Annotated in this window: 17 protein-coding genes and 1 tRNA gene; 9 read left to right on the forward strand and 9 right to left on the reverse strand. The window is 70.0% G+C overall.

Annotated elements, in window-relative coordinates; genetic code table 11:
* The first annotated feature begins 47 nt into the window (after positions 1-47).
* Genes ACAG20_RS07015 through nudC form a run of 4 tightly spaced genes read left to right on the forward strand, consistent with a single transcriptional unit; the run spans position 48 to position 8,514 of the window.
* A complete protein-coding gene (locus tag ACAG20_RS07015; RefSeq protein ID WP_370492044.1) occupies positions 48-3,167 on the forward strand; it encodes an ATP-dependent helicase in 3,120 nt (1,039 codons plus the stop codon).
* Complete coding sequence (locus ACAG20_RS07020; protein ID WP_370492045.1) at positions 3,164-6,481, forward strand: ATP-dependent helicase; 3,318 nt, start codon at positions 3,164-3,166, stop codon at positions 6,479-6,481. Before ACAG20_RS07015 ends, ACAG20_RS07020 begins: the two co-directional genes overlap by 4 nt.
* A 9-nt stretch (positions 6,482-6,490) precedes the next feature.
* On the forward strand, positions 6,491-7,567 hold the full coding sequence (locus ACAG20_RS07025) for a TrkA family potassium uptake protein (protein ID WP_013829844.1): 1,077 nt from the start codon (positions 6,491-6,493) through the stop codon (positions 7,565-7,567).
* Complete coding sequence (gene nudC, locus ACAG20_RS07030) at positions 7,564-8,514, forward strand: NAD(+) diphosphatase (protein ID WP_370492046.1); 951 nt, start codon at positions 7,564-7,566, stop codon at positions 8,512-8,514. Before ACAG20_RS07025 ends, nudC begins: the two co-directional genes overlap by 4 nt.
* Here nudC and ACAG20_RS07035 read toward each other — a convergent pair.
* Positions 8,504-8,764 carry a mycoredoxin gene (locus tag ACAG20_RS07035; protein WP_041318427.1) on the reverse strand — a complete coding sequence of 87 codons (261 nt, stop codon included), beginning with the start codon at positions 8,762-8,764 and terminating at the stop codon, positions 8,504-8,506. The genes nudC and ACAG20_RS07035 overlap by 11 nt on opposite strands.
* A 66-nt stretch (positions 8,765-8,830) precedes the next feature.
* On the opposite strand from ACAG20_RS07035, the gene ACAG20_RS07040 reads away from it, so the two are divergent.
* Both ACAG20_RS07040 and ACAG20_RS07045 read left to right on the forward strand, forming a co-directional pair.
* Positions 8,831-10,948: an ATP-dependent DNA helicase UvrD2 gene (locus tag ACAG20_RS07040; RefSeq protein ID WP_370492084.1), complete on the forward strand. Its 2,118-nt coding sequence runs from the start codon at positions 8,831-8,833 to the stop codon at positions 10,946-10,948.
* 315 nt (positions 10,949-11,263) lie between these two features.
* On the forward strand, positions 11,264-11,530 hold the full coding sequence (locus tag ACAG20_RS07045) for a WhiB family transcriptional regulator (protein ID WP_112688504.1): 267 nt from the start codon (positions 11,264-11,266) through the stop codon (positions 11,528-11,530).
* A gap of 3 nt (positions 11,531-11,533) precedes the next feature.
* Here the strand turns inward: ACAG20_RS07045 and ACAG20_RS07050 are convergent, their stop codons facing one another.
* The 3 genes from ACAG20_RS07050 to ACAG20_RS07060 form a co-directional block, all read right to left on the reverse strand.
* Complete coding sequence (locus ACAG20_RS07050) at positions 11,534-12,889, reverse strand: AarF/ABC1/UbiB kinase family protein (protein ID WP_112688502.1); 1,356 nt, start codon at positions 12,887-12,889, stop codon at positions 11,534-11,536.
* Between the two features lie 55 nt (positions 12,890-12,944).
* A complete protein-coding gene (locus ACAG20_RS07055) occupies positions 12,945-13,814 on the reverse strand; it encodes a cyclodehydratase (protein ID WP_370492047.1) in 870 nt (289 codons plus the stop codon).
* A 93-nt stretch (positions 13,815-13,907) separates the two neighbouring features.
* The gene (locus ACAG20_RS07060; RefSeq protein WP_370492048.1) at positions 13,908-15,251 is read right to left on the reverse strand and encodes a zinc-dependent metalloprotease; all 1,344 of its coding nucleotides are present in this window, start codon (positions 15,249-15,251) and stop codon (positions 13,908-13,910) included.
* A gap of 101 nt (positions 15,252-15,352) precedes the next feature.
* Between ACAG20_RS07060 and ACAG20_RS07065 the strand changes: the two genes are divergently transcribed.
* Positions 15,353-16,372 (forward strand): PDZ domain-containing protein, encoded by a 1,020-nt coding sequence (locus tag ACAG20_RS07065; RefSeq protein ID WP_112684433.1) that lies wholly within the window; start codon positions 15,353-15,355, stop codon positions 16,370-16,372.
* A gap of 55 nt (positions 16,373-16,427) precedes the next feature.
* Positions 16,428-19,394: a UPF0182 family protein gene (locus ACAG20_RS07070; RefSeq protein ID WP_370492049.1), complete on the forward strand. Its 2,967-nt coding sequence runs from the start codon at positions 16,428-16,430 to the stop codon at positions 19,392-19,394.
* Between the two features lie 87 nt (positions 19,395-19,481).
* Here ACAG20_RS07070 and ACAG20_RS07075 read toward each other — a convergent pair whose 3' ends face one another.
* From ACAG20_RS07075 to ACAG20_RS07095, 5 genes are all read right to left on the reverse strand, one after another.
* Positions 19,482-20,732 carry a TetR/AcrR family transcriptional regulator gene (locus tag ACAG20_RS07075; protein ID WP_370492050.1) on the reverse strand — a complete coding sequence of 417 codons (1,251 nt, stop codon included), beginning with the start codon at positions 20,730-20,732 and terminating at the stop codon, positions 19,482-19,484.
* A 13-nt stretch (positions 20,733-20,745) separates the two neighbouring features.
* Positions 20,746-21,555 (reverse strand): oxygenase MpaB family protein, encoded by an 810-nt coding sequence (locus tag ACAG20_RS07080; protein ID WP_370492051.1) that lies wholly within the window; start codon positions 21,553-21,555, stop codon positions 20,746-20,748.
* A gap of 2 nt (positions 21,556-21,557) precedes the next feature.
* Complete coding sequence (locus tag ACAG20_RS07085; protein WP_370492052.1) at positions 21,558-22,475, reverse strand: oxygenase MpaB family protein; 918 nt, start codon at positions 22,473-22,475, stop codon at positions 21,558-21,560.
* Positions 22,476-22,496: 21 nt separating this feature from the next.
* Complete coding sequence (locus tag ACAG20_RS07090; protein WP_370492053.1) at positions 22,497-22,676, reverse strand: hypothetical protein; 180 nt, start codon at positions 22,674-22,676, stop codon at positions 22,497-22,499.
* A 147-nt stretch (positions 22,677-22,823) separates the two neighbouring features.
* Positions 22,824-23,057 carry a hypothetical protein gene (locus ACAG20_RS07095; RefSeq protein WP_370492054.1) on the reverse strand — a complete coding sequence of 78 codons (234 nt, stop codon included), beginning with the start codon at positions 23,055-23,057 and terminating at the stop codon, positions 22,824-22,826.
* Between the two features lie 430 nt (positions 23,058-23,487).
* Between ACAG20_RS07095 and ACAG20_RS07100 the strand changes: the two genes are divergently transcribed.
* Positions 23,488-23,561 (forward strand) — tRNA-Met (locus ACAG20_RS07100).
* Positions 23,562-23,644: the final 83 nt, after the last annotated feature.

Consider the following 23,644-nt stretch of genomic DNA (forward strand, 5'->3'; position numbering starts at 1 on the left):
TGCCAGCCCTCACCGGGATTGTCAGAGGGTAGTGGTGTCATGGCGTCATGACGCAGCACTGGGAGCCGTATGCCGGCGAGGTCGCCGCGGCGTTGGATCCGCTGCGCCGGGGAGTGCTGCAGGTGCGGGGCGGCCCGGGGACCGGCAAGACCAGCCTGCTGATCGAGGTGGCCGTGGCTCACGTCGCCGCCGGCGCCGATGCGGATTCGCTGTTGTTGTTGACCGGATCGGGCCGGCTTCCGGCGGCGGCCCGGGGTGCACTGACCGCGACGCTGCTGGCCGCGGGCGGCACGGCGGCCGCCAGGGCGATCAGGGAGCCACTGGTCCGCACCGTGCACGGCTACGCGTTCGCGGTGCTGCAGCGCGCCGCGCGACGGGCCGAGGCCGCGCCACCGCGGCTGGTCACCGGGGCCGAGCAGGACAGCGTCATCCGGGAACTGCTCGCCGGCGACGGCGCCCGCGCCTGGCCGTCGTCGTTGCACGCGGCGCTGGGCACCGACGGCTTCGCCACCGAACTGCGGGATCTGATGGCGCGCTGCGCCGAACGCGGCGTCGACCCGGCCGAGCTGATCCGGCTGGGCAAGCGGTACCGGCGCCCGGAGTGGACGGCCGCGGGCCGGTTCGCCCGGCAGTACGAACAGGTGATGCTGCTGCGTGCCGCGGTGGGCACCGCGGCACCGCAGGCCACCACACCGGCGCTGGGCGCCGCGGAATTGGTCGGGGCCGCGCTGGAGGCCTTCGCCGCCGACCCCGGCCTGCTGCTCGAGGAACGCAGCCGGTTGCGGCTGCTGCTGGTCGACGACGCCCAGCTACTCGACCCGCAGGCCGCCCGGCTGGTGCGGGTACTGGCCGCCGGAGCGCAGCGCACCGTGATCGCCGGCGACCCCGACCAGGCGGTGTACGGGTTCCGCGGCGCCGAACCGGCCGCGCTGCTCTCCGACGGCCCACCCGTTGTGCAGCTCTCGGTTTCGTATCGTTGCGCCCCGGCGGTGGCTGACGCCGTCAACACCATCGCCGCGCGACTGCCCGGTGTCAGCGCCACCCGGCGCCTCGAGGGCGCCGGTCCCGACGGCGGGTCGGTCACCGTGCGCACCGCGGTCTCCGGCCATGCCGAGGCCGCCCTGATCGCCGATACGCTGCGGCGCGCCCACCTGGTGGACGGCGTGCCCTGGTCGCAGATGGCGGTGATCGTCCGGTCGGTGCCGCGCGCGGCGTCCCGACTGCCTCGCACGCTGACCGCCGCCGGTGTCCCGGTGGCCCTTCCCGCCGCCGGCGGCCTGCTGGCCCAGCAGCCGGCGGTGGCAGCACTGCTGACGGTGCTGCAATGCGCGGCCGAGGGTGTGGACGGTCCCCGGGCGCTGACCTTGCTCACCGGCCCGATCGGGCGCATCGACCCGATCTCGTTGCGGCAGCTGCAGCGGGTGCTGCGCCGCGGCGCCGCGGCCGACCCGGAATCCGATCCCGGTGGCCGGTTGGTGGCGGTGCTGCGCGGTGAGGCCGGTCAGCTGCCGGTCGCCCACGCGCGCGCACTGCGGCGGGTGCGCGCGGTGTTGCAGGCCGCGGCGCGCAGCCACGAGGATGGCCGGGATCCGCACTACACGCTGTGGCAGGCCTGGAATCGGTCCGGGCTGCAACAACGTTGGCTGTCGGCCACACAGCGCGGCGGTCCGGCCGGCGCCCAAGCCGGCCGGGATCTGGACGCGGTGACCGCGCTGTTCGATCTCGCCGAGCACTATGTCGCACGCACGGCCGGGGCCACCCTGACCGGCCTCATCGAGCATGTCACCGCCATGCAGTTGGTGATGCCGCGCACCGAGGCCGCGGCGGGCGTCGAGGCGGTCGAGGTGCTGAGCGCGCATGCCGCACTCGGGCGCGAGTGGGATCTGGTGGTCATCGCCGGTGTCCAGGAAGGGCTGTGGCCCAATACCGTTCCGCGCGGCGGCGTGCTGGGGACCCAGCGTCTGCTGGACAGCCTGCACGGTCTCGGTGACGAGGTCTCGGCCCGGGCGCCGCTGCTCGCCGAGGAGCGGCGGCTGCTGGTGGCGGCGATGGGCCGGGCACGCCATCGGTTGATGATCACCGCCGTCGACGGTGAGGGGGACGGCGGCGCGGCCGAGGAACAGCTCCCCTCGGAGTTCCACGCCGAACTCGCAGCCTGCGCCACCGGCGACGATGGGCCGGCACCGGCACCGCCGGTTGCGGCCCCGCCGGTGCTGTCGGCGGCCGGGGTGGTCGGGCGGCTGCGGGCGGTGGTCTGTGCTGCCGACGGTGTTGTCAGTGACTCCGAACGTGCCGACGCCGCAACACAATTAGCTCGGCTGGCAGCTGCCGGTGTACCGGGCGCCGACCCGGCCGACTGGCACGGGACGGCGCCGGTGAGCACCGAGGAACCGCTGTGGCGCGCCGATGGTGGGCAGGTCGTTACGCTGTCGCCGTCTGCGCTGCAGAGCCTGCTGGACTGCCCGCTGCGCTGGCTGGCCGAACGGCACGGTGGAACCGACGGCCGTGACCTGCGCTCGACAATCGGGTCGCTGATGCACGCCCTGGTCGCGGAGTCCGCTGTGAGCCGAGAAGAGCTGCTGGCCGAGTTGGACCGGGCCTGGCGGCAACTGCCGTTCGAATCGCCGTGGCACTCGGCCAACGAGCAGGACCGGCACCGCACCATGATCGAGACGTTCCTTGCCTGGCGGGCGCAGACCCGCGACGAACTCACCGAGGTCGGCACCGAGATCGCCTTCGACGGCGTGATCGACGCCGGTGAGGGGGTGCGGTTGCGCGGCCGGATCGACCGCATCGAACGCGATGCGGCCGGACGGCTGGTGGTCGTCGACGTCAAAACCGCCAAGACGCCGGTCAGCAAGGACGACGCGCAACAGCACGCACAGCTGGCCGTCTACCAGCTGGCAGTGGAGGCCGGCCTCGTCGGCTCCGACGAGCAGCCCGGCGGCGCGCGGCTGGTCTACCCGGCCAAGGCCGCGGCCGGCGGCGCCACCGCGCGCGAGCAGGACCCGCTCACCGCAGAGTCCGGGCGTGACTGGCGGGAGCGCATCGCTGCGGCGGCCGCCGCCACCGCCGGTCCGCAGTTCACCGCCCGGGTCAACGACGGCTGCCGGCACTGCCCGATCCGGCCGATCTGCCCGGCCCACACCGGCGGGAGCGGCACATGAAAGCCCGCTACGATCCCGCCGAGCTGGCAGCAGCGCTCGGGTTGCACCAGCCCACCGCGGAGCAGGCGGCGGTCATCGCCGCACCGCCGGGTCCGCTGGTGGTGATCGCCGGCGCCGGCGCCGGCAAGACCGAGACGATGGCCGCCCGGGTGGTGTGGCTGGTCGCCAACGGCTATGCCGATCCGGGCCAGGTGCTGGGGTTGACGTTCACCCGCAAGGCCGCCGGCCAACTGCTGCGCCGCGTCCGTTCCCGGCTGGCCCGGCTGTCCGGCACCGGCTTGATGATTGCCGAGCCGGGTTCCGCCGGATCGGCCGGTGGTCCGGCAACGCCGACGGTGAGCACCTACCACGCGTTCGCCGGTGCGCTGCTGCGCGAACACGGGCTGCTGCTGGGGATCGAACCCGATACCCGGCTGCTCACCGAGACCGGGCTGTGGCAGCTGGCGTTCGACGTGGTCAGTGCCTACCCGGGCGAACTGCGCACCGACCGGGACCCGGCAGCGATCACCGCTATGGTGTTGCGCCTGGCCGGGCAGTTGGCCGAACACCTGGTGGACACCGATGCGCTGCGGGACACCCACCTGGAGTTGGAGCGGCTGGTCCATACCCTGCCACCCGGACCGCGTCAGCGAGCCGACCCCAACCAGTCGCTGCTCAAGATGCTGGACACCCAGACCGAGCGCGCCTCGCTGGTACCGCTGATCGATGCACTGCACCAGCGGATGCGCGCGGAGCGGGTGATGGACTTCGGTGCGCAGATGGCCACGGCCGCTCGGCTGGCGCAGGCCGGCGAGTCCGTCGGCGCGCGGCTGCGCGCCACCTACCGGGTGGTGTTGCTCGACGAATATCAGGACACCGGCCACGCCCAGCGCATCGCGCTGTCGTCACTGTTCGGCGGCGGCGTCGACGACGGGCTGGCCCTGACGGCGGTGGGCGACCCGATTCAGTCGATCTACGGCTGGCGCGGCGCCTCGGCGACCAACCTGCCCCGATTCGCCACCGACTTCCCGCTCTCCGACGGCACCCCGGCCCCGACGCTGGAGCTGCGGACCAGCTGGCGCAACCCGCCGGAGGTGCTGCACGTCGCCAATGAGATCTCCGCGGAGGCCCGCCGGCGTTCGGTCACCGTGCACACGTTGCGGCCGCGGCCGGATGCGCCACCGGGCGGGGTGCGGCTGGCGCTGCTGGCCGACGTGGCCGCCGAACACCGGTGGGTGGCCGAGGCGCTGCAACAGCGCTACCGGCAGGCAGCGGCCGACGGCGTCGCTCCCCCCACCGCCGCGGTGCTGGTACGGCGGAACGCCGACGCCGCGCCGTTCGCCGAGGCGATCCGGGCCTGCGGCATCCCGGTCGAGGTGGTCGGGCTGGCCGGGCTGCTGTCGGTGCCGGAGGTCGCCGACCTGGTGGCGATGCTGCGGCTGGTGTCCGAGCCGACCGCCGGTGCCGCGGCGATGCGGGTGCTGACCGGTGCGCGGTGGCGATTCGGTGCCGCCGACCTGGCCGCACTGTGGCGGCGGGCGGCCGAGCTGGCCCGCACCGATCAGGTGAGCGGGCCGCTGTCGGCCGCCGAGATCGCCGCGCAGGCCGGACCCGATTCCGACACCGCGTGCCTGGCTGATGCTCTCGCCGACCCGGGCCCGGCGGAGCGCTATTCGGCCACCGGATACCGGCGCGTCACCGCGCTGGCCGACGAGCTGACCGTGCTGCGCGGCCACCTGTGCCATCCGCTGCCCGACCTGGTCGCCGAAGTGCGCCGGGTGATGGGGCTGGATTGCGAGATGCTCGCCGCGCAGCCGGTGACCGGAGTGTCTGGCACCGAGCAGCTCGATGCGTTCGCCGACGTGGTGGCCGGTTACGTGGAGGGACGCGTGGGACAGGCATCGCTGCCGGGCCTGCTGGCCTACCTGGATGCGGCTGCCGTGGTGGAGAACGGATTGGCGCCGGCCGCACCCGCGGTGGCCGCCGACCGGGTCCAGATCCTGACGGTGCACGCCGCGAAAGGACTGGAATGGCAGGTGGTGGCGGTGCCGCACCTGGTGGCGCGGGTGTTTCCGTCGACCGCGTCGCGCCGCAGCTGGCTCTCGGATGCGGCCGAACTGCCGCCGCTGCTGCGCGGCGACCGCGCCGAGCTGGGCGATCACGGCGTCCCGGTGCTCGACACGACCGCGGTCACGGATCGAAAACAGCTGTCCGACATCATCTCCGAGCATCTGCGCCGGCTGGATCAGCGCCGTGTCGACGAAGAGCGTCGGCTGCTCTACGTCGCGGTCACCCGCGCCGAGGACACCCTGCTGGTCTCCGGTCACCACTGGGGCACCGGTGAGACCAAGCCGCGCGGCCCGTCGGAGTTCCTGACCGAACTCAAGGCGGTGATCGACAATTCGGCGGCCGCCGGGACTCCGTGCGGGTCGATTGAGCAGTGGGTGGACGCGCCGGCCGACGGCGAGCGAAACCCGCTCGGCGACAACGTCACCGAAGCGACCTGGCCGGTCGATCCGTTGGCCGGCCGGCGAAGCGATGTCGAACGTGGCGCGGCGCTGGTCAGCGCGGCGCTCCGGGCCGACCCGCCGCCGGACGCTGAGTCCGTCGACGGATCGCGGGCCGGCTCATGGTCTGCCGAGGTCGATGCGCTGCTGGCCGAGCGGGCGCGCGTGGCAGCGCAACCGGCCCGGCCGGTGCCCAGCCAGGTCTCGGTGAGCGGTCTGGTCGAGTTGAGCCGCGACCCCACCGGTGCAGCCCAGCGGCTGACCCGCCGGCTTCCCACCCGCCCGGACCCGCATGCGTTGCTGGGCACGGCATTTCACGATTGGGTACAGCGGTTCTACGGTGCCGAGCGGCTCTTCGAGCTCGACGACCTGCCCGGTGCCGCCGACGCCGACATCGCCCGGACCGACGCCGAAGAGCTGGCGGACCTGCAGGTGGCGTTCCTGGATTCGCCGTGGGCGGCCCGCTCACCGGCCGCCGTCGAGGTGCCCTTCGAGATGACCTTCGGGCAGACCGTGGTGCGGGGCCGCATCGACGCGGTGTTCGCCGAGCCGGACGGCGGGGTCACCGTGGTGGACTGGAAGACCGGTGCGGCCCCCGACGGCCCCGAGGCGCGCCGGCACGCCGCCGTCCAGCTCGCCGTCTACCGGCTGGCCTGGGCCGCGCTGACCGGCTGCCCGGAGTCGCGGGTGCGGGCCGCCTTCCACTACGTGCGCACCGGGACCACCGTCGTCCCCGATGAGCTGCCCGATGCCGCCGAGCTGGCCGCACTGCTCACCGGTGCCGACCCGGATGGTTACAGTGGGTCCGTGCGTCAGGCTGACCGGTGACCGTTCGTCGTGGCGAGCGCTAGATGGCGCCGGCTGCGCGGCCTTGATGAACCGCTGACCGCCCAGCCCAGTTACGCGCTGGTCGGCCGCATGCACATGCCGCAGCGGCAATCCAGTCCCGGACGCACCGTCTACCGGCGCACCGCGATCGCGTTTGCGGCGCTGCTGGTGTCGACGCTGTTGGTCTACCTCGACCGCGACGGCTACCAGGATGTGCAGGGCGACCGGCTGAGTTTCCTGGACTGCCTCTACTACTCGGCGGTGACGTTGTCGACCACCGGCTACGGCGACATCACGCCCGTCACCGAATTCTCCCGGATGATCAATGTCCTGGTCATCACCCCGTTGCGGATCGCGTTCCTGATCCTGCTGGTCGGAACGACCGTGGAGGCGTTCACCGAGAATTCGCGGCAGGCGTTCCGCATTCAGCGTTGGAGGAGAAGGGTGAAAGACCACACCATCGTCATCGGGTACGGCACCAAGGGCAAGACCGCCATCGCCGCGATGCGTGGCGACGACGAGTCGCCGCCCAAGGACATCGTCGTGGTGGACAACGACCAGGCCGTCCTCGACCAGGCCGAGGGCAAGGGGCTGGTGACGGTACGCGGCGACGGCACCAAGTCCGATGTGCTGCGCCTGGCCAGTGCCCAGCGCGCGGCCGCGATCGTGGTGGCCACCGGCCGCGACGACACCGCGGCGCTGGTCACCTTGACCGCCCGCGAGATCGCCCCGGAGGCCACCATCGTGGCGGCCATCCGGGAAGCCGAGAACCAGCACCTGCTGGAACAATCCGGCGCCAATTCGGTGGTGGTGTCCTCGGAGACGGCCGGCCGACTGCTCGGTATCGCCACCACCACGCCCAGCGTGGTGGAGATCATCGAAGATCTGCTCACCCCCGACGCCGGCTACGCCATCGCCGAGCGGGAAGTGGAGCAACAGGAAGTCGGTGGCTCGGCGAAACATCTCAACGACATCGTGCTCGCCGTGGTCCGTGACGGGCAGCTGCTGCGGCTGGACGCACCGGAACTGGATGCGGTCGAGGCCGGCGACCGGCTGCTCTACGTGCGGACGGTGAACAACCCGTGAGCTTCCGGCTGCGCCAGACACCGCTGCTGTCACGGGTCGGGGCCGACCGGGCCGACCAGTTGCGCACCGACACCGACGCCGCCGTCGCCGGTTGGTCGGCCGCGGCGCTGCTGCGGGTCGATGCTCGCAACCAGGTGCTGGTCGCCGGCGGGCGCGTGGTGCTGCACGACACCACCGAACTGGGTCGGACCCCGCCGCCGGACGCGGTGTTTTTGGGCCGTATCGACGACGGCCGGCATGTCTGGGCGATCCGTGGCGCCTTGCAGGCCCCGCCCGACGGTGACGTCTCGGTGCTCGACCTGCGGGTGACCGGTGACGTCTTCGACGACACCAGCGCCCAGCTGGTTTCCTCGGCGATCGCCCTGCTGAATTGGCATGAGAACGCCCGGTTCTCCGCTGTCGACGGCACACCGACCAAGCCGGTGCGCAGCGGGTGGGCGCGGGTCAACCCGATCACCGGCGCCGAGGAGTTCCCGCGCATCGACCCGGCGGTGATCTGTTTGGTGCACGACGGCGCCGACCGGGTGGTGCTCGCACGGCAGCACAACTGGCCCGTGCGGATGTTCTCGCTGCTGGCCGGTTTCGTCGAAGCCGGCGAGTCGTTCGAGGCCTGCGTGGTCCGCGAGGTCCACGAGGAGGTCGGGCTGGCGGTGCGCGACGTGAACTATCTGGGCAGCCAGCCCTGGCCGTTCCCGCGTTCGCTGATGGTCGGCTTCCACGCCGTCGCCGACCCGGACCAGGAATTCGTCTTCAGTGACGGCGAGATCACCGAGGCCGCGTGGTTCACCCGCGACGAGGTGCGGGCCGCGCTGGCGGCCGGCGCCTGGACGGGTGGCTCCCCGGACGCGAAACTACTGCTGCCCGGGTCGATCTCGATCGCCCGGACCATCATCGAGTCCTGGGTCGACCGACCGGCCCGCCCCGACCGTCCGCCGCCTAGCTGCTGAGCCGATCCAGCTTCGCCTTAACCTCACGCCCGGTCGGGTTCGTCATCGTCGAACCATCGGCGAAGCGCAGCGTCGGAACCGTACGGTTGCCGCCGTTGACCGACTCGACGAACTTGGCTGCCGTGGGGTCCTGCTCGATGTTGATCTCGTCGTAGCCGATCTCGAACTTCTCCAGGGCCTTTTTGAGCTGGCGGCAGTAACCGCACCATTGCGTCGTGTACATGATGAGCGGTGGATCGCTAACAGTCATAGCTCTTAACGCTAGCGGCTGGGGATGCGGGCCGCTGGCGGCCCGGCGTCGGAGGCCCCTGCCAAGATGGACGCCATGGATGCGCTCATCGCCGGCCTGGACGACGAGCAGCGCGCCGCCGTGTTGGCTCCCCGCGGGCCGGTGTGCGTGCTGGCCGGTGCCGGGACCGGCAAGACCCGCACCATCACCCACCGGATCGCGCACCTGGTCGCGGCCGGCCATGTCGCACCGGGGCAGGTGCTGGCGGTGACGTTCACCCAGCGCGCCGCCGGGGAGATGCGGTCGCGGCTGCGCGCGCTGGGCTCGGCCGCAGCCGGCGAGGGCGGCGTTGGCAACGGTGTGGGCGCAGTTCAGGCACTGACATTCCACGCCGCCGCGCGGCGCCAGCTGCGCTACTTCTGGCCGCGGGTGGTCGGCGAGACCGGTTGGGAACTGCTGGACCGCAAGTTCGGGGTGGTCGCCCGGGCCGCCGGACATGCCGGACTGCGGCTGTCCAACGACGACGTCCGCGACGTCGCGGGCGAGATCGAGTGGGCCAAGGCGTCGCTGATCGGGCCGGAGCAATATCCGGAGGCGGTGGCCGCCGCCGGCCGCGACACCCCGATCGAGGCCACGAAACTGGCCGACGTCTACGCCGGGTATGAAGCCTTGAAAGCCCGCGGCGAAGTGGCGATGCTCGACTTCGACGACCTGCTGCTGCACACCGCCGCCGCCATCGAGAACGATGCGGCGGTGGCCGCCGAGTTCCGGGACCGTTACCGCTGCTTCGTGGTCGACGAGTACCAGGACGTCACGCCGCTGCAGCACCGGGTGCTCTCGGCTTGGCTGGGCGAGCGCGACGACTTGACCGTGGTGGGCGACGCCAATCAGACCATCTACTCGTTCACCGGCGCCTCGCCGCGCTACCTGCTCGACTTCACCCGCCGCTTCCCGGATGCCGCCCTGGTGCGCTTGGAACGCGACTACCGGTCCACACCGGAGGTGGTGTCGCTGGCCAACCGGGTGATCGCTGCGGCCCGCGGGCGCGTTGCGGGCAGCAAGCTCAAGCTGGTCGGCCAGCGCGACCCCGGCCCGCTGCCGACGTTTCGGGAGCATCCCGACGAGGTCGCCGAGGCGACCGCGGTGGCCAAGTCGATCGCGAAGCTGATCGACGGCGGTGTTGCGCCGGCCGAGATCGCCGTGCTGTATCGGGTCAACGCGCAGTCCGAGGTGTATGAGGAGGCGCTGACCGAGGCCGGCATCGCCTACCAGGTTCGCGGGGGAGAGGGCTTCTTCCACCGGCAGGAGATCCGGCAGGCGCTGGTGGCCTTGCGGCGGACCGCCGAGCGCGGCGACGATGCCGGCTCCGCGCTCCCGGACACCGTGCGCCGGGTGCTCGAACCGCTGGGGCTGACGGCCGAGCCACCCAGCGGCGTCAGGGCGCGGGAGCGCTGGGAGGCCCTCGGTGCGCTGGCCGAACTGGTCGACGACGAAGTGGCGCAGCGCCCCGACCTGGATCTGCCCGGTCTGCTGACCGAACTGCGGGTGCGCGCCGACTCGCGTCACCCGCCGACGGTGCAGGGCGTGACGCTGGCGTCGCTGCACGCCGCCAAGGGGCTGGAATGGGATGCGGTGTTCTTGGTGGGGCTCGTCGACGGCACCCTGCCGATCTCGCACGCCCTGGCACACGGCCCCGACAGTGAGGCCGTCGAGGAGGAACGTCGGCTGCTCTACGTCGGCGTCACCCGCGCCCGGGTGCACCTGGCGTTGAGCTGGGCGCTGGCCCGCGCCCCCGGCGGGCGGGCCGGCCGCAAGCCGTCGCGGTTCCTGCACGGTATCGACGGCGCGGTGCCCCAGCCCGATCCGCGGGCGCCCGCGCGTCGCCGCGCCCGCGGCGCGCCGAAACATTGCCGGGTCTGCAACAAGGCGCTGGGCACGCCGGCGGCCATCATGCTGAGCCGGTGCGAGACGTGCGCAGCCGACGTCGACACCGAGTTGCTGGTGGCGCTCAAGGATTGGCGGCTGCGCACCGCCACCGAGCTCAAAGTGCCCGCCTACATCGTCTTCTCCGACAACACGCTCACCGCGATCGCCGAGATGCTGCCCACCGACGAGGCCGCCCTGGTCGCTATCCCGGGCATCGGCGCGCGCAAGCTGGAGCAGTTCGGTTCCGACGTGCTCGAGCTGGTCCGCAACCGGGGCTGAGCCGTGCCGGAGGTAATTCGGTTGTGAGCCTCGGCCCCGACCCGCTAACCTCGGACACCATGACCACGATCAGCAGCGGCATTCGGGTACGCCCGGCCGGCGCGCGCCACGCCGCTGCCGAGGCGGCGGCACCGCGTATTCGCCATGCCGTCGCCGTAGTCGACTCGTCCGTGCAGCGGGGTACGCCCTAAGCGCCAGCCCCCGCCCACCGCAGGCCACGGACCCGACCAGGATCCGTGGCCGCTGTCTTTTCCCGGCACACCCACCACCAGGCCCGGATCACGCCAGACGTACCGGAAAGCAGGTGACCAGCCGATGTCCACCACCGCAACACGCACTCGCAGACTGCCCGAGTTGCCCTGCAACCGCGACCCCGATCTGTGGTTCGCCGACAACCCAGCCGATCTGGAACGGGCCAAGGTGCTCTGCGGTGACTGCCCGATCCGGCGGCAGTGCCTGGCGCTGGCGTTGCAGCGCGGCGAACCGTGGGGGGTCTGGGGCGGCGAGATCCTCGACCGCGGGAGCATCATCGGCCGCAAACGCCCTCGCGGCCGGCCCCGCAAACAGCCCGTGGCGGCGTGAGGGTCAGGCCGAGGGGCCGACGGTTTCGACGTCGGGACCGGTGAAGCCCGGGACCAATTCCTCCGAGATCCGCTTGACCGGCACATGGGCGTCGAGCTGGCACATGATCGCCGTGGTCGACCCGAGCACCCGCATCGGCATCGCCAGCTTCGGCGGCAGGTCCAGCTGCCGGGCCGTCTTGAGTTGCTCGACGGGGCGTTCCAGCTGTTTGCCCGCCATCCGCATCAGCCACTTGCGGGTGTAGTGGAAGACCTCGACCTCGACCGGCTCGACGTACTGGCGCAGCATCTCGTCGATCTCGCGCACCGAGACGTTCTGGCCCTTCTGGATGAAGCCGCCCTGGCGCATCACCGCGATGACCCGCTCGTAGTCCTTGTCGCGGGCGTAGCGCACAGCCGCGCCCAGCTCCGGGGGAAAGCCGCCGGGCATCGGCGCCACCGCGCCGAAGTCGATCACGCCCATCCGGCCGTCCGGCAGCAGCATGAAGTTGCCGGGGTGGGCGTCCCCGTGGATCAGCTCGAGACGGCGCGCCGCGTCCCAGGTGAACTCCGCCAGCCGGGTGCCCATCAGGTCCCGCTGCTCGACGGTGCCGTTGCGGATGATCTCGGCCATCCCGATGCCGTCGATCCACTCCTGGATGACCGTCTTGGGGGCGCTGGCCACCACGTTGGGGATCAGGAAGTGGGGGTGGCCCGCGTAGGCCTTGGCGAAGACCCGCTGGTTATCGGCCTCCAGCCGGTAGTCCAGCTCCATCTCGGTGCGTTCGATCAGTTCATCGATCACGCCCTTGACATCCACGCCCGGAGCCAGCTGTTTGAAGATGCCGGTCAGCCGGCGGATGGTTTTCAGGTCGGCGCGCAACGCCTCGTCGGCGCCCGGGTACTGGATCTTGACCGCCACCCGGCGGCCGTCGGCCCACACGCCGCGGTGCACCTGGCCGATGCTGGCCGAGGCAACCGGGGTGTCGTCGAAATCACTGAACCGTTCCCGCCACTTGGTGCCCAGCTGGGCGTCGAGCACCCGGTGGACCTTGTCCGCCGGCAGCGGTGGCGCGTCTTTCTGCAGCTTGGTCAGCGCCTCCCGGTAGGGCTCGCCGAACTCCTCGGGGATGGCCGCCTCCATCACCGACAGTGCCTGACCGACCTTCATGGCGCCGCCCTTGAGCTCACCCAGGACGGTGAACAACTGGTTGGCCGCCTTCTCCATGAGTTCGGCGGTGACCTCGTCCTTCGACTTGCCGGTCAGCCGCTTCCCGAACCCGAGTGCTGCCCGGCCGGCGAAGCCGACGGGCAGGCTGGCCAGCTTCGCATTGCGCGCCGCGCTCCCACGCTTGATTTCTGACACGTGTCCATCATCCATGATGTTGTTGTGGTGCTGGTCACCGCGTGTGAAATTGGCAGTGCGGGAGCTGCCGTCAACACCCGCACAGCGGGTGACGGGCCCAGCGCCGCGTCATGATCGAGCCGGTCGCCAGATCCAGTTCCAGGGTGGCGTTGAGGGTCGGCGGGGGACCGAGGTCGCTGCCGGCCGCCGGCCCGCGCACCGCCGCGATCACCCGATCGACTTGGCTGAGCGCCAGCGCCACGGTCGCCAGCACCGTTGCGCGGTCGCTGTGGGCGACCGTGTCGCGCAACTGGGCGGCCACCGCCGGCCAGGAGGCGTCGCGGTCCCGCCGGTGCAGGTCTGCGCATCCCAGGCAGCTGGTCATGCCGGGAAGCACGAGCGGGCCGACCACGCCGGTGCCGTCGCGCACCCGCACCGCAAGGTGCGCCACCCGCTCGGCGTGCAGTTCACGCACCAGCCGCGGGTCGGCGACCAGATAATCCGACAGCACCACCAGATCCGTGCCGGCGGTGCTCACCGCGGCGTGCGGCTGGCTGCTGCGCCGAACCACGGCGCCCGAGCAGCGCAGCGACTCGACCAGCAGGTCCGAGAGCGGTCCACGGCCGTGCACCCGCAGCGACGCCGTACGGCGCGGTCGGCGCGGAGCGCTGTCTCGCACCGCGACGCCGGCGCCGACCAGCGCGCTGAGCAGGTTGTCGAGCTCTGCGGCGTCCACCGCGCCGTGGCGGGCGGCCTCGAGCCGTAGCTCGGCCGCGGTGGCCGGAGTCTGCATCGTGCGCAACACGGCGGCCAGCCCGGTCGCGGTCAGCCCGCGCGGCGGCTGCACGAGGACGGCCCGCCCGGGATCCCAGCCCACCTGCACCGCGCCGTCCGGTCGCAACAGCACCGCCCGTGCCGGGTCGAGGATGTAGGCGGGCGTCTGGGATTCGGCCCTGGTCACGCCTCGGAGCCTGTCACGCCGGGCGGCGTCACCGCCTCCGGTTGTCCACAGCGTCGGCGACGATGCGCCGTGCGGCCGGCCTGACCCCGCGGGTCAGTCGTCGGTGTCGCCGCCGGCGTCGGCGTCGCGCCGGAACTCGGCGATGGCCTGGTCGATCGCCGAGTCGATGCCGCTGGTGTCTCCGCCGATGATCCGGTCGATGAACGCGGCCGGGTCGTCGAGATCGGCGGCCTCGGGCAGCAGATCGGGGTGCTGCCACACCTGGTCGCGGGCGTCGATCCCGACAGCCACGGTCAACCGCTCCCACAGCACCGCGGCTTCGCTCAGCTTGCGGGGGCGCAATTCCAGGCCGACCAGGGTCGCGAAGGTCTGTTCGGCCGGACCACCGGTGGCACGGCGGCGGCGCAGCATCTCCGACAGCGCCGCGGTGCCAGGAATCCGTTCGCCCAGCGCCGCCGTCACCACCGTGCGCACCCAGCCCTCGATCAGGGCCAGCAGCGTCTCCAGCCGCTCCAGGGCGGCCAGTTGTTCCGGTGTCGACTTGGGCTCGAACACCCCCTGGTTGAGCAGGTCGGCCATTGCCGACGGGTCGGACATCGCCGCGGGGTCGAACCCCTGCGCCAGCTCCTCGATTCCCCGGATGTCGATCTTCATGCCGCGGGCGTAGGCCTCCACCGCGCTGAGCAACTGGTTGGCCAGCCACGGGACGTGGGTGAACAACCGGTGGTGAGCGGCCTCACGGGCGGCCAGAAACGTGACGATCTCACTGCGCGGCTGCTCCAGTCCGCCGGCCAGTTCCTCGATCGCACCGGGCAGCAGCGCAGCCACGCCTTTGGGCCCCAACGGCAATCCGATATCAGTCGAGGTCAGCACCTCTCCGGACAACCGGCCCAACGCCTGGCCCAACTGTGACCCGAACGCCAGCCCGCCCATCTGCGACATCACCGACAGCAGCGGGCCGGCCATGCTCTTGGCCTCCTCGGGCAGCGCCGAGGCCCACACCGATGAGACCTGCTCGGCCATCGGGTCGCACAGGCGCTGCCAGGTCGCCATGGTGTGCTCCACCCACTCCACGGGCGTCCAGGCGGCCGAGCCGGTGGTGCCGGCCGGCAACGACGTCGCGCCGTTGAGCCACGTCTCGGCCAGGTGCACCGCGTCACCGATCGCGGTGGTGGTCGAGGCCGTCACGGGCGCGACCGAACCGATCGAGCGGGCGGCGACTTGGCGGGCCAGGTCGTAATTGACCGGTCCGGACGGCCGACCGCTGGTGGACACGGCGCCGCTGAACATCTGGCCGAGCTGGGTGAAGATCTGCCCCAGATCGGCGATGTTGAAACCGGCGCCCATTCCCCAGTCGCTCGGACCGGGATCTCGTCCCCCGGGCCGCTCGCGGTCGGGGTCGTCCCCGGAAGAGAAACCGAAGGGCAGATCAGCCATAGCCCCAACCGTACCGACCGGCGTCCGGCCACGGTGCGACACGCGGCACTCCGATGTGTGGCCCGGGGTCGGCCGGATCCGGGCCGTTTACCATACCCGGGGTGAACAGGCGGATTCTGACGCTGCTGGCGGCCCTGCTGCCGGTGGTCGTGTTCGGCGCACTGCTGACGGCGGTGACCGTGCCCTTCGTGTCGCTGGGGCCGGGCCCCACCTTCGACACCCTCGGGACGGTCGACGGCAAGCAGGTGGTCGACATTCAGGGCACCCCGACGCGGGCCACGTCGGGGCAGCTGAACATGACCACGGTGTCCCAGCGCGACGGACTGACGCTGGGTGAGGCGCTGGCCCTGTGGCTGTCCGGGCGCGAACAGCTCATGCCGCGTGACCTGGTCTATCCGCCCGGCAAGTCCCGCGAGGAGGTCGACGAGGACAACGACGCCGAGTTCCGTACCTCCGAGCAGAGCGCCGAGTACGCCGCCCTCGGCTACCTGCGCTACCCGAGCGCGGTCACCCTTGCCGAGGTCCACGACCCCGGGCCGTCGGTGGGCGCGCTGCAGCGTGGTGACGCGGTCGACGCCGTCGACGGCGAACCCGTCTACACCGTCGAGCAGTTCACCAAGCGGCTGTCCGCCACCAAGCCGGGCGAGACGGTGACCATCGACTACCGGCGCAAGAACGCCGCGCCCGGCACGGCGCGGATTACGCTCGGCGAGAACAAAGACCGGCCCAACGGATTCCTCGGTGTGTCAGTGCTCGACGCGCCATGGGCCCCGTTCACCGTCGAGTTCAATCTCGCCAATATCGGCGGCCCGTCGGCGGGGCTGATGTTCTCGCTGGCCGTCGTCGACAAACTCAGCACCGGCACGCTGGCCGGGCAGAACTTCATCGCCGGCACCGGGGTCATCAAGCCGAACGGTCAGGTCGACTCGATCGGGGGAATCACCCACAAGATGATCGCGGCCCGCGAGGCCGGCGCGACGGTGTTTCTGGTCCCGGCCGAGAACTGCTACGAGGCCCGCTCGGACCCCAACGGCTTGCAGCTGATCAAGGTCGACAGCCTCGCCCAGGCGGTGGACGCGTTGCGCACCCTCACCGGCGGAGGTCAGCCGCCGTCTTGCTGAGGCCCGGTTGGCTACAGTGGGGCCGTCAGGACAACCGAGCTAGGGAGCGTGGCACGTGGGGATGCGGCCCACCGCGAGAATGCCGAAGTTGACCCCGCGCAGCCGGATCATGATCGGGAGTGCGCTCGCCGTCATCGTGTTGCTGCTGGTCGGGCCGCGGCTGATCGACGGCTACGTCGACTGGCTCTGGTTCGGGGAACTGGGCTACCGGTCCGTTTTCGTCACCACCTTGCTGACCCGGCTGATCGCCTTCGTGGTGGTCGGCCTTGTCGTCGGCGGGATCGTGTTCGCCGCCCTGGCGATGGCCTTCCGGGTCCGGCCGGTGTTCGTGCCCTCAGGCGGCGCCAACGACCCGGTGGCGCGTTATCGGACCGCGGTGTTGTCGCGGTTGCGACTGGTCGCGTTCGGCATCCCGACGGGGATCGGTCTGCTGGCCGGGATCGTCGCCCAGAGTTACTGGGTGCGTATCCAGTTGTTCCTGCACGGCGGTGACTTCGGGATCGCCGATCCGCAGTTCGGCAAGGACCTCGGCTTCTACGCTTTCGACCTGCCGTTCTACCGGCTGATCATCGGTCTGCTGCTGGTGACGTTCTTCCTCGCCGCCATCGCGAACCTCACGACGCACTACATCTTCGGCGGCATCCGGTTGTCGGGTCGTGCCGGGGCGTTGAGCCGGCCGGCGCGTATTCAGGTCGTCAGCCTGATCGGCACCCTGGTGTTGCTCAAGGCTGCCGCCTACTGGCTGGACCGCTACGAGTTGCTCAGCCATACCCGCGCCGGCAAGCCGTTCACCGGCGCCGGCTACACCGACATCAATGCGGTGTTGCCCGCCAAGATGATCCTGCTGGCGATCGCGCTGATCTGTGCGATCGCGGTGTTCTCGGCGATCGTGCTGCGCGACTTGCAGATTCCGGCGATCGGTCTGGTGCTGCTGCTGTTGTCGTCGGTGGTCATCGGTGCGGGCTGGCCGTTGCTCGTGGAACAGTTCAGCGTCAAACCCAACGCGGCGCAGAAGGAGAGCGAGTACATCTCCCGGTCGATCGCCGCTACCCGGCACGCCTACGGGCTGACCGAGGATGTGGTCACCTACCGCAACTACAGCGGCGACGCGCGTGCCACGGCCGCGCAGGTCGGCGCCGATGCCGCCACCACCTCCAACATCCGGTTGCTGGACCCGACCATCGTCAGTCCCGCCTTCACCCAGTTCCAGCAGGGCAAGAACTTCTACTTCTTCCCCGACCAGCTCACCATCGACCGCTATCGCGACAGCGAGGGCCAGCTGCGCGACTACGTCGTCGCCGCCCGGGAGCTCAACCCGGACCGGCTGATCGACAACCAGCGCGACTGGATCAACCGCCACACCGTCTACACCCACGGCAACGGGTTCATCGCCTCGCCGGCCAACACCGTGCGCGGGATCGCCAACGACCCCAATCAGAACGGCGGCTACCCGGAGTTCCTGGCCAACGTCGTCGGTGCCAACGGCACGGTGGTCTCCGCCGGTCCGGCCCGGCTCGACCAGCCGCGTGTCTACTACGGCCCGGTGATCGCCGACACCGTCGCCGACTACGCGATCGTCGGGCGCAACGGTCCCGACCGCGAGTACGACTACGAGACCAACACCGAGACGAAGAACTACACCTACACCGGTAAGGGCGGCGTCAACATCGGGAACTGGTTGGCGCGCAGCGTGTTCGCCGCCAAGTTCGCCGAGCGCAATTTCTTGTTCTCGTCGGTGATCGGCGCGGAGAGCAAGATCTTGTTCAACCGCGACCCGGCCGGCCGGGTGCAGGCGGTGGCACCGTGGCTGACCACCGATTCGACGGTGTACCCGGCGATCGTCAACAAGCGGCTGGTGTGGATCATCGACGGCTACACCACGTTGGACAACTATCCCTACTCGGAGCTGACGTCGCTGTCGTCGGCGACCATGGACTCCAAAGAGGTGGAGTTCAACCGGCTGCTGCCCGACCGGCGGGTGTCCTACATCCGCAACTCGGTGAAGGCGACCGTGGACGCCTATGACGGAACGGTGAACCTGTACGCCCAGGACGAACAGGACCCGGTGCTGCAGGCCTGGATGAAGGTATTCCCCGGGACGGTCAAGCCCAAGTCGGAGATCTCCACAGAACTCGCCGAGCATCTGCGCTACCCCGAAGACCTGTTCAAGGTGCAGCGGTTGCTGCTGGCCAAATACCACGTCAACGACCCGATCACGTTCTTCTCGACGTCGGACTTCTGGGACGTGCCGCTGGACCCCAACCCGACCGCCAGCAGTTTTCAGCCGCCGTACTACATCGTCGCGAAAAACCTTGTCAAGGAAGACGGTTCGGCTTCTTATCAGCTGACCAGCGCGATGAACCGGTTCAAGCGTGACTACCTGGCCGCCTACATCTCCGCCAGCTCCGACCCCGACACCTACGGCAAGATCACTGTGCTGACCATTCCCGGTCAGGTCAACGGGCCCAAGCTGGCCAACAACGCGATCACCACCGACACCACGGTCAGCCAGGAACTCGGGTTGATCGGACGTGACAACCAGAACCGCATCCGGTGGGGCAACCTGCTCACGCTGCCGGTGGCTGACGGCGGGCTGCTCTACGTCGAACCGGTCTACGCCTCCCCGGGCTCCAGCGACGCCGCGTCGTCGTATCCGCGGCTGATCCGGGTGGCGATGATGTACAACGACAAGATCGGCTTCGGGCCGACGGTCTCCGACGCGCTGACCGGCCTGTTCGGGCCCGGAGCCAGCGCGGCGGCGACCGACATCGCGCCCACCGACGGCGGCGCGCCGGCCGCCAAGCCGGCAGGTCCCACTCCGCCCGCTGCCGCGGCGGTACCGGCACCGCCACCGCCGGCCGGCAGCGTCGAGCTGTCGGCGGCGAAGGCCGCTGCGCTGCGTGAGATCGACGCCGCCATCGCCGCGCTACGCGACACCCAGCACAAGGGTGACTTCGCCGCCTACGGTGCGGCGCTGCAGCGCCTCGACGACGCCGTGGAGAAGTTCAACAGCGCCAAGTAGCCCCTTTTTGCGCGGGTTTGCGTGTCCCCGGCCCCATACCCGCGTGTCGGACCGTTTTCGCGCACGCTCGCAGCCGCCCTGACTCGCTCAGGCATCGAAGAGTACGGCGTGCATGAGCGTGCGCACGCACGCCTGCGGATAGCCGCGGTTGGCGGCCGGTGAGCCCGCCGAATCGGTTGCGGGCCGGTCATAGTGCACCAACCGGCCGATGTCGACGACCAGGCCCATCGCGGCGTGAACCAGAAACCGCGCGTGCGTGGCGGTGAGTTCGGGGCGCACCGCGGCGAGCAACCGGACCCAGGAGTCGATCGTCGACCGCTGCACGTTGCGCAGCGCCTGCTGATCGGCCGGGGTGAGGTTGACCCGCTCGCTGTAGTAGATCGAGGCCAACTCCGGGTTGGCGAACGAGGTGGCGACATAGGCGTCGACCAGTGTTGTCAGCGCGTCCCGCGGTTCCGGCCGGTCACTGTTCACCCGGGACAGTTCCGCGGAAAGCCGGTCCGAGGAGCGCCGCAGCGCGGTGCTGAGGATGTCGGCCTTGCCGGGGAAGTAGCGGTAGATCCCGGCGACGCGCACGCCGGCCACCGCTGCGATCTGCGCCATGGAGGTCTCGCCGTAGCCGCGCTGGTGGAACAGCATCATCGCGGCGTGCAGCAGCGCTTCGTAGGTCCCGGCGTCGGGGGTGAAGATCCGCCATGCGGGCGGGCCTGGCACGAAGTCGTCGGCCGCGGGCAACTCGGCGTTGAGCAAGGCCGACGATGCCCCGCTCAGCATGGCCTTGATCTCTTCTGCCGGGGCGCGCACGCGATGGTCGGCGATCCCGCCGGCGACGCTGAGCAGCCCGGCCGACAGCATCCGCAGCTGCAACGAGGTCGACGTGGGACGCAGCGCGGCCAGCGGCGCCTGCAGGCGGTGATTGACGAGCCGCAGCTGATCGACCAGCCGGGTCTCGTCCGCCTCGCGCAGGTAGCGTGACTGCCATCGGTAGAGGCCACCGGATTCCCGATTACGCAAAGCGACGTCGATGAGGGCCTGTACCAGCTGATCCAGCGTCGCCTCGTCGGTGGCCTCGGCCGTCAGGTCGGTGGCCAGATCCGTGGCGTCGACCAACTGCTGACTCAACGCCAGTACGGCGTCGCGGAACAGGTCGTATTTGCTTGCGTAGTGCCGGTACAGCGCCGGAGCCGAGATGCCCACCTCGCCGGCGATGGCCTCCAACCGGACCGAGTGATAACCGAGAGCGCTGAAGGCCTCGGCGGCGACCCGGGCGATCTGGTCCTTGCGGTCCTTGGGGCGCCGCCGGGCGGTGGGCGCTACCGCAGAAAGATGTTGAGCCAACGGAAATCTCGTCTCACGTCGACCGGGACGGTGCGGAGCGCGGGGAGCGGGTGTCACCCTCGCGGTCGCTGCTCAGCGCAGCGCGCGCCCGCGCATTCCAGTGGTGCCTGGGCGCCAGCGCCGACAGTCGAGCTGCCTGGATGAACCGCCACAGCGACCGCCGGTCGGCGGCCGTGACACTGATCCCGGTCAGCTCCCGGGCATGCGGATGCTGCAACGCGCGGATGGCACCGTGGGGGACAGCCCGCATCCACCAGTCGCCGGGAGCGAAAATCTGTTCGCGGTACGGCTCAAAATGCGCACCGGCGAATAGTTCTGTGCGGCAGTGGTTCTCGAAGTACTCCACGAACTCCGGCCAGTTCGGCGGCATCGACCGGCTTGATATGCCGTACCTGCGGTACCAGACGCAGCACTCGCGATAGAGCTGCTCGTGTTCGTCGGGATCCAGCGGCCGGATGAATCTGTTGACCATGACAAACAGCGACTCTACGTAAGCGGCGTGCTGAAAATGGAAGGTATCGGGGTTCAGCGCATGATATTTCCGGCCGAGGATGTCGACGCCCTTGACGTGCTCGTGGGAGAACCGCATCTGGGGGCTCAGATCCACCCCGGTGTAGACGTAGTTGACCGCCTGGGTGACGGTGCGCTTCTTGTGCAGCCAGATGCGGTCCCGCATCAGCGCGTGCTCGGTGATGCCTGCGGCGATCCCCGGATGCAGCATCAACAGGCACACCGCCCTGGGCAACACGAACAGGTAACGCCGGTCGGCCAGAACATGCCAGAGCATGCTGTCCCGGTCCAGGTCTCCCACCGCAGGCGCCATGATCAGATCAGCGCCTTGCGTCGCCGGATGCGGTAGCGCACGTCGCCCATCAGCACGCTGTAGTTGAACGTCCGGATGAACCGCGGCAGAAACCGATTGACGAACGACACGAACAGGAACAGATTCTCGAACTGCCGTTGCTCGGTGGCCGACCACTCGACGCGCAGCAGTTCACGAAATGTCGGCGCCAGAAATCCCACCGTCAAGAACCGCAGCAGCGGTCCGAACAGCGCCCGCAGCACCGGGTTGATCATCTTCAGGTTGATCAGCCGCATCAGGTAGTCGCGGACGACGTCGTCGAGCACCAGGGTCTGGCATGTTGCGTTCCAGTAGGCGTCGAAGTCGGCGCGAGTGGCCGGCCACTGGTCTTCGGTGACCTGCAGCGTGGTGCCCAATGGCCGTGCCTGCTGGTAGAAGTTCTCCGCCTCTTCCGGCGTCATCTTGCCGCGGAGCAGCTGGAAGGTGTCCTCGTAGAAGACGAACAGGCACGCGGCGACCCACAGTTGCAGGTCGCGGTCGAAGGCGTTGTATTTGACCGGGCTGCTGTCGGTGGAGCGGACCTGCCGGTGTGCGACGTTGACGGCGTCGCGGTAGGCGGCGCGCTCGGCGTCGGTGCCCAGCAGCGCGACGGCCATGTACTGCGCGGTGGTACGCAGCCGCTTCCACGGATGCTCCATCAGCGCCCCGGACTCCACCCGGCTCTCCACCACCCCGTAGCCCACACCCGGCATGCTCAACTGCATGACGACGTTCGCCGCCGATGCGGCTGCCGTCCAGAAGTCCAGGGCCTCAGTGATATCGACGAGTTCTACGTCCCAGCGCGGCGTGTAGGTGTCGATGTGAATCCGGGTCTCGGCGGTGGTTGCCTGCCGGTGCCGGGGCCGTTGCAGGTCACGGTCGTCGTCGTGACAGGTCGACATGTCAGCGGTCCTTTCAAGCGGCTAGGGATGGGCGAAGTACTGCGGTAGCTGAGCGAGCAGCCAGACCAGGCCGACCGCCCCGACGAGTGCACCGCAGGCCAGCACCGTGAGTACGCCGGAGCGCAGCAGCCGGGCCTCCGGGGAGGCCAGGATGCGCAGCATGCTGACGACCAGGTCGATGAGCCGTACCAGCATCATCATGGCAGCGACCTCCGGTACTGCGGCGTCGGTGATCGTCGGATCATCGGTGTCCCTCTCGTGTGTGCGACATCAGCTTCCACCGGCCGGCCAGTTGTGCATCGGCGATTCGGATCAACCGGCGCGTGGCGTCTGATGCGGTCATCGGGATCACTGCATGCAGACGTCGGAGAACAGCAGCACCGGCCACGACACGATCGACCCGAGGAAGGACACCACCAGGTCCACACCTTGCATCTCGTGCAGGTGCGCGGTGGGGGTCAACGACCAGATCAGGCCGACGATCAGGTAGGGCGTGCCGACGATCAGGCCCAGGCCGATGAGTTCCCCGACGCTCATCCGGTAGCTGAGCAGTCGACCTATGCCGTCGACGATTCCAGGCATCCGACTCTCCCGACTCTTCGATGTCCCGTCCGCGGGCGGGGGTGTGATGCAGGACGCACGCGGTGCGGCCGGTGCAGCATGACACAGCGGGTGAGTGGCGGGCAAGCAAAAAGTTAATTTTGATTCCACCTTGTGCGGCCCCGAGGTAATCTGCCGCTGCGGTGGTCGGCTCGAGCGGCTGGCTGGTCGCAGGACGTGTCGGCGGTCCCGATAGCACTGTTACCAGTGGATATCGTGGACCATCGATGTCAGGTTGGAGGAGCGGCGCAGACCGCCGGGCAACGGCGCCGGGCCAGCGTCGAGGGGCTAATTGTTAATTTCAATTACGCTTTACAGTTGGCTCGACCGCGTGCTGGAAGCCGGCCGGCGCTCGCCGGACGATGCCGATTTGGCGCCTGGCCCGCCCGTTGGGTACCCTCGTAGACACCGACGCGGGGTGGAGCAGCTCGGTAGCTCGCTGGGCTCATAACCCAGAGGTCGCAGGTTCGAATCCTGTCCCCGCTACTAGTGTGATGTCTCAGGACATCGGAATAGTCCGAACCCTCGTTTAGGGTTCGGATTTTTTCTTTGGGCGGCCGCGGGTGACG

The sequence above is a fragment of the Mycobacterium sp. pW045 genome, assembly GCF_041287085.1.
Classification (GTDB): domain Bacteria; phylum Actinomycetota; class Actinomycetes; order Mycobacteriales; family Mycobacteriaceae; genus Mycobacterium; species Mycobacterium algericum_A.

Excerpts from the sequence above, each read along its gene's own strand:
- ACAG20_RS07035 (WP_041318427.1), bottom strand. The coding sequence starts at position 8,764 with ATGACTGTTAGCGATCCACCGCTCATCATGTACACGACGCAATGGTGC.
- ACAG20_RS07095 (WP_370492054.1), bottom strand. The coding sequence starts at position 23,057 with ATGCCTGGAATCGTCGACGGCATAGGTCGACTGCTCAGCTACCGGATG.
- ACAG20_RS07040 (WP_370492084.1), top strand. The coding sequence starts at position 8,831 with ATGGACGCCATGGATGCGCTCATCGCCGGCCTGGACGACGAGCAGCGC.
- ACAG20_RS07090 (WP_370492053.1), bottom strand. The coding sequence starts at position 22,676 with ATGATGATGCTGGTACGGCTCATCGACCTGGTCGTCAGCATGCTGCGC.
- ACAG20_RS07045 (WP_112688504.1), top strand. The coding sequence starts at position 11,264 with ATGTCCACCACCGCAACACGCACTCGCAGACTGCCCGAGTTGCCCTGC.
- ACAG20_RS07050 (WP_112688502.1), bottom strand. The coding sequence starts at position 12,889 with ATGGATGATGGACACGTGTCAGAAATCAAGCGTGGGAGCGCGGCGCGC.
- ACAG20_RS07015 (WP_370492044.1), top strand. The coding sequence starts at position 48 with ATGACGCAGCACTGGGAGCCGTATGCCGGCGAGGTCGCCGCGGCGTTG.
- ACAG20_RS07085 (WP_370492052.1), bottom strand. The coding sequence starts at position 22,475 with ATGTCGACCTGTCACGACGACGACCGTGACCTGCAACGGCCCCGGCAC.
- ACAG20_RS07080 (WP_370492051.1), bottom strand. The coding sequence starts at position 21,555 with ATGGCGCCTGCGGTGGGAGACCTGGACCGGGACAGCATGCTCTGGCAT.
- ACAG20_RS07060 (WP_370492048.1), bottom strand. The coding sequence starts at position 15,251 with ATGGCTGATCTGCCCTTCGGTTTCTCTTCCGGGGACGACCCCGACCGC.
- ACAG20_RS07020 (WP_370492045.1), top strand. The coding sequence starts at position 3,164 with ATGAAAGCCCGCTACGATCCCGCCGAGCTGGCAGCAGCGCTCGGGTTG.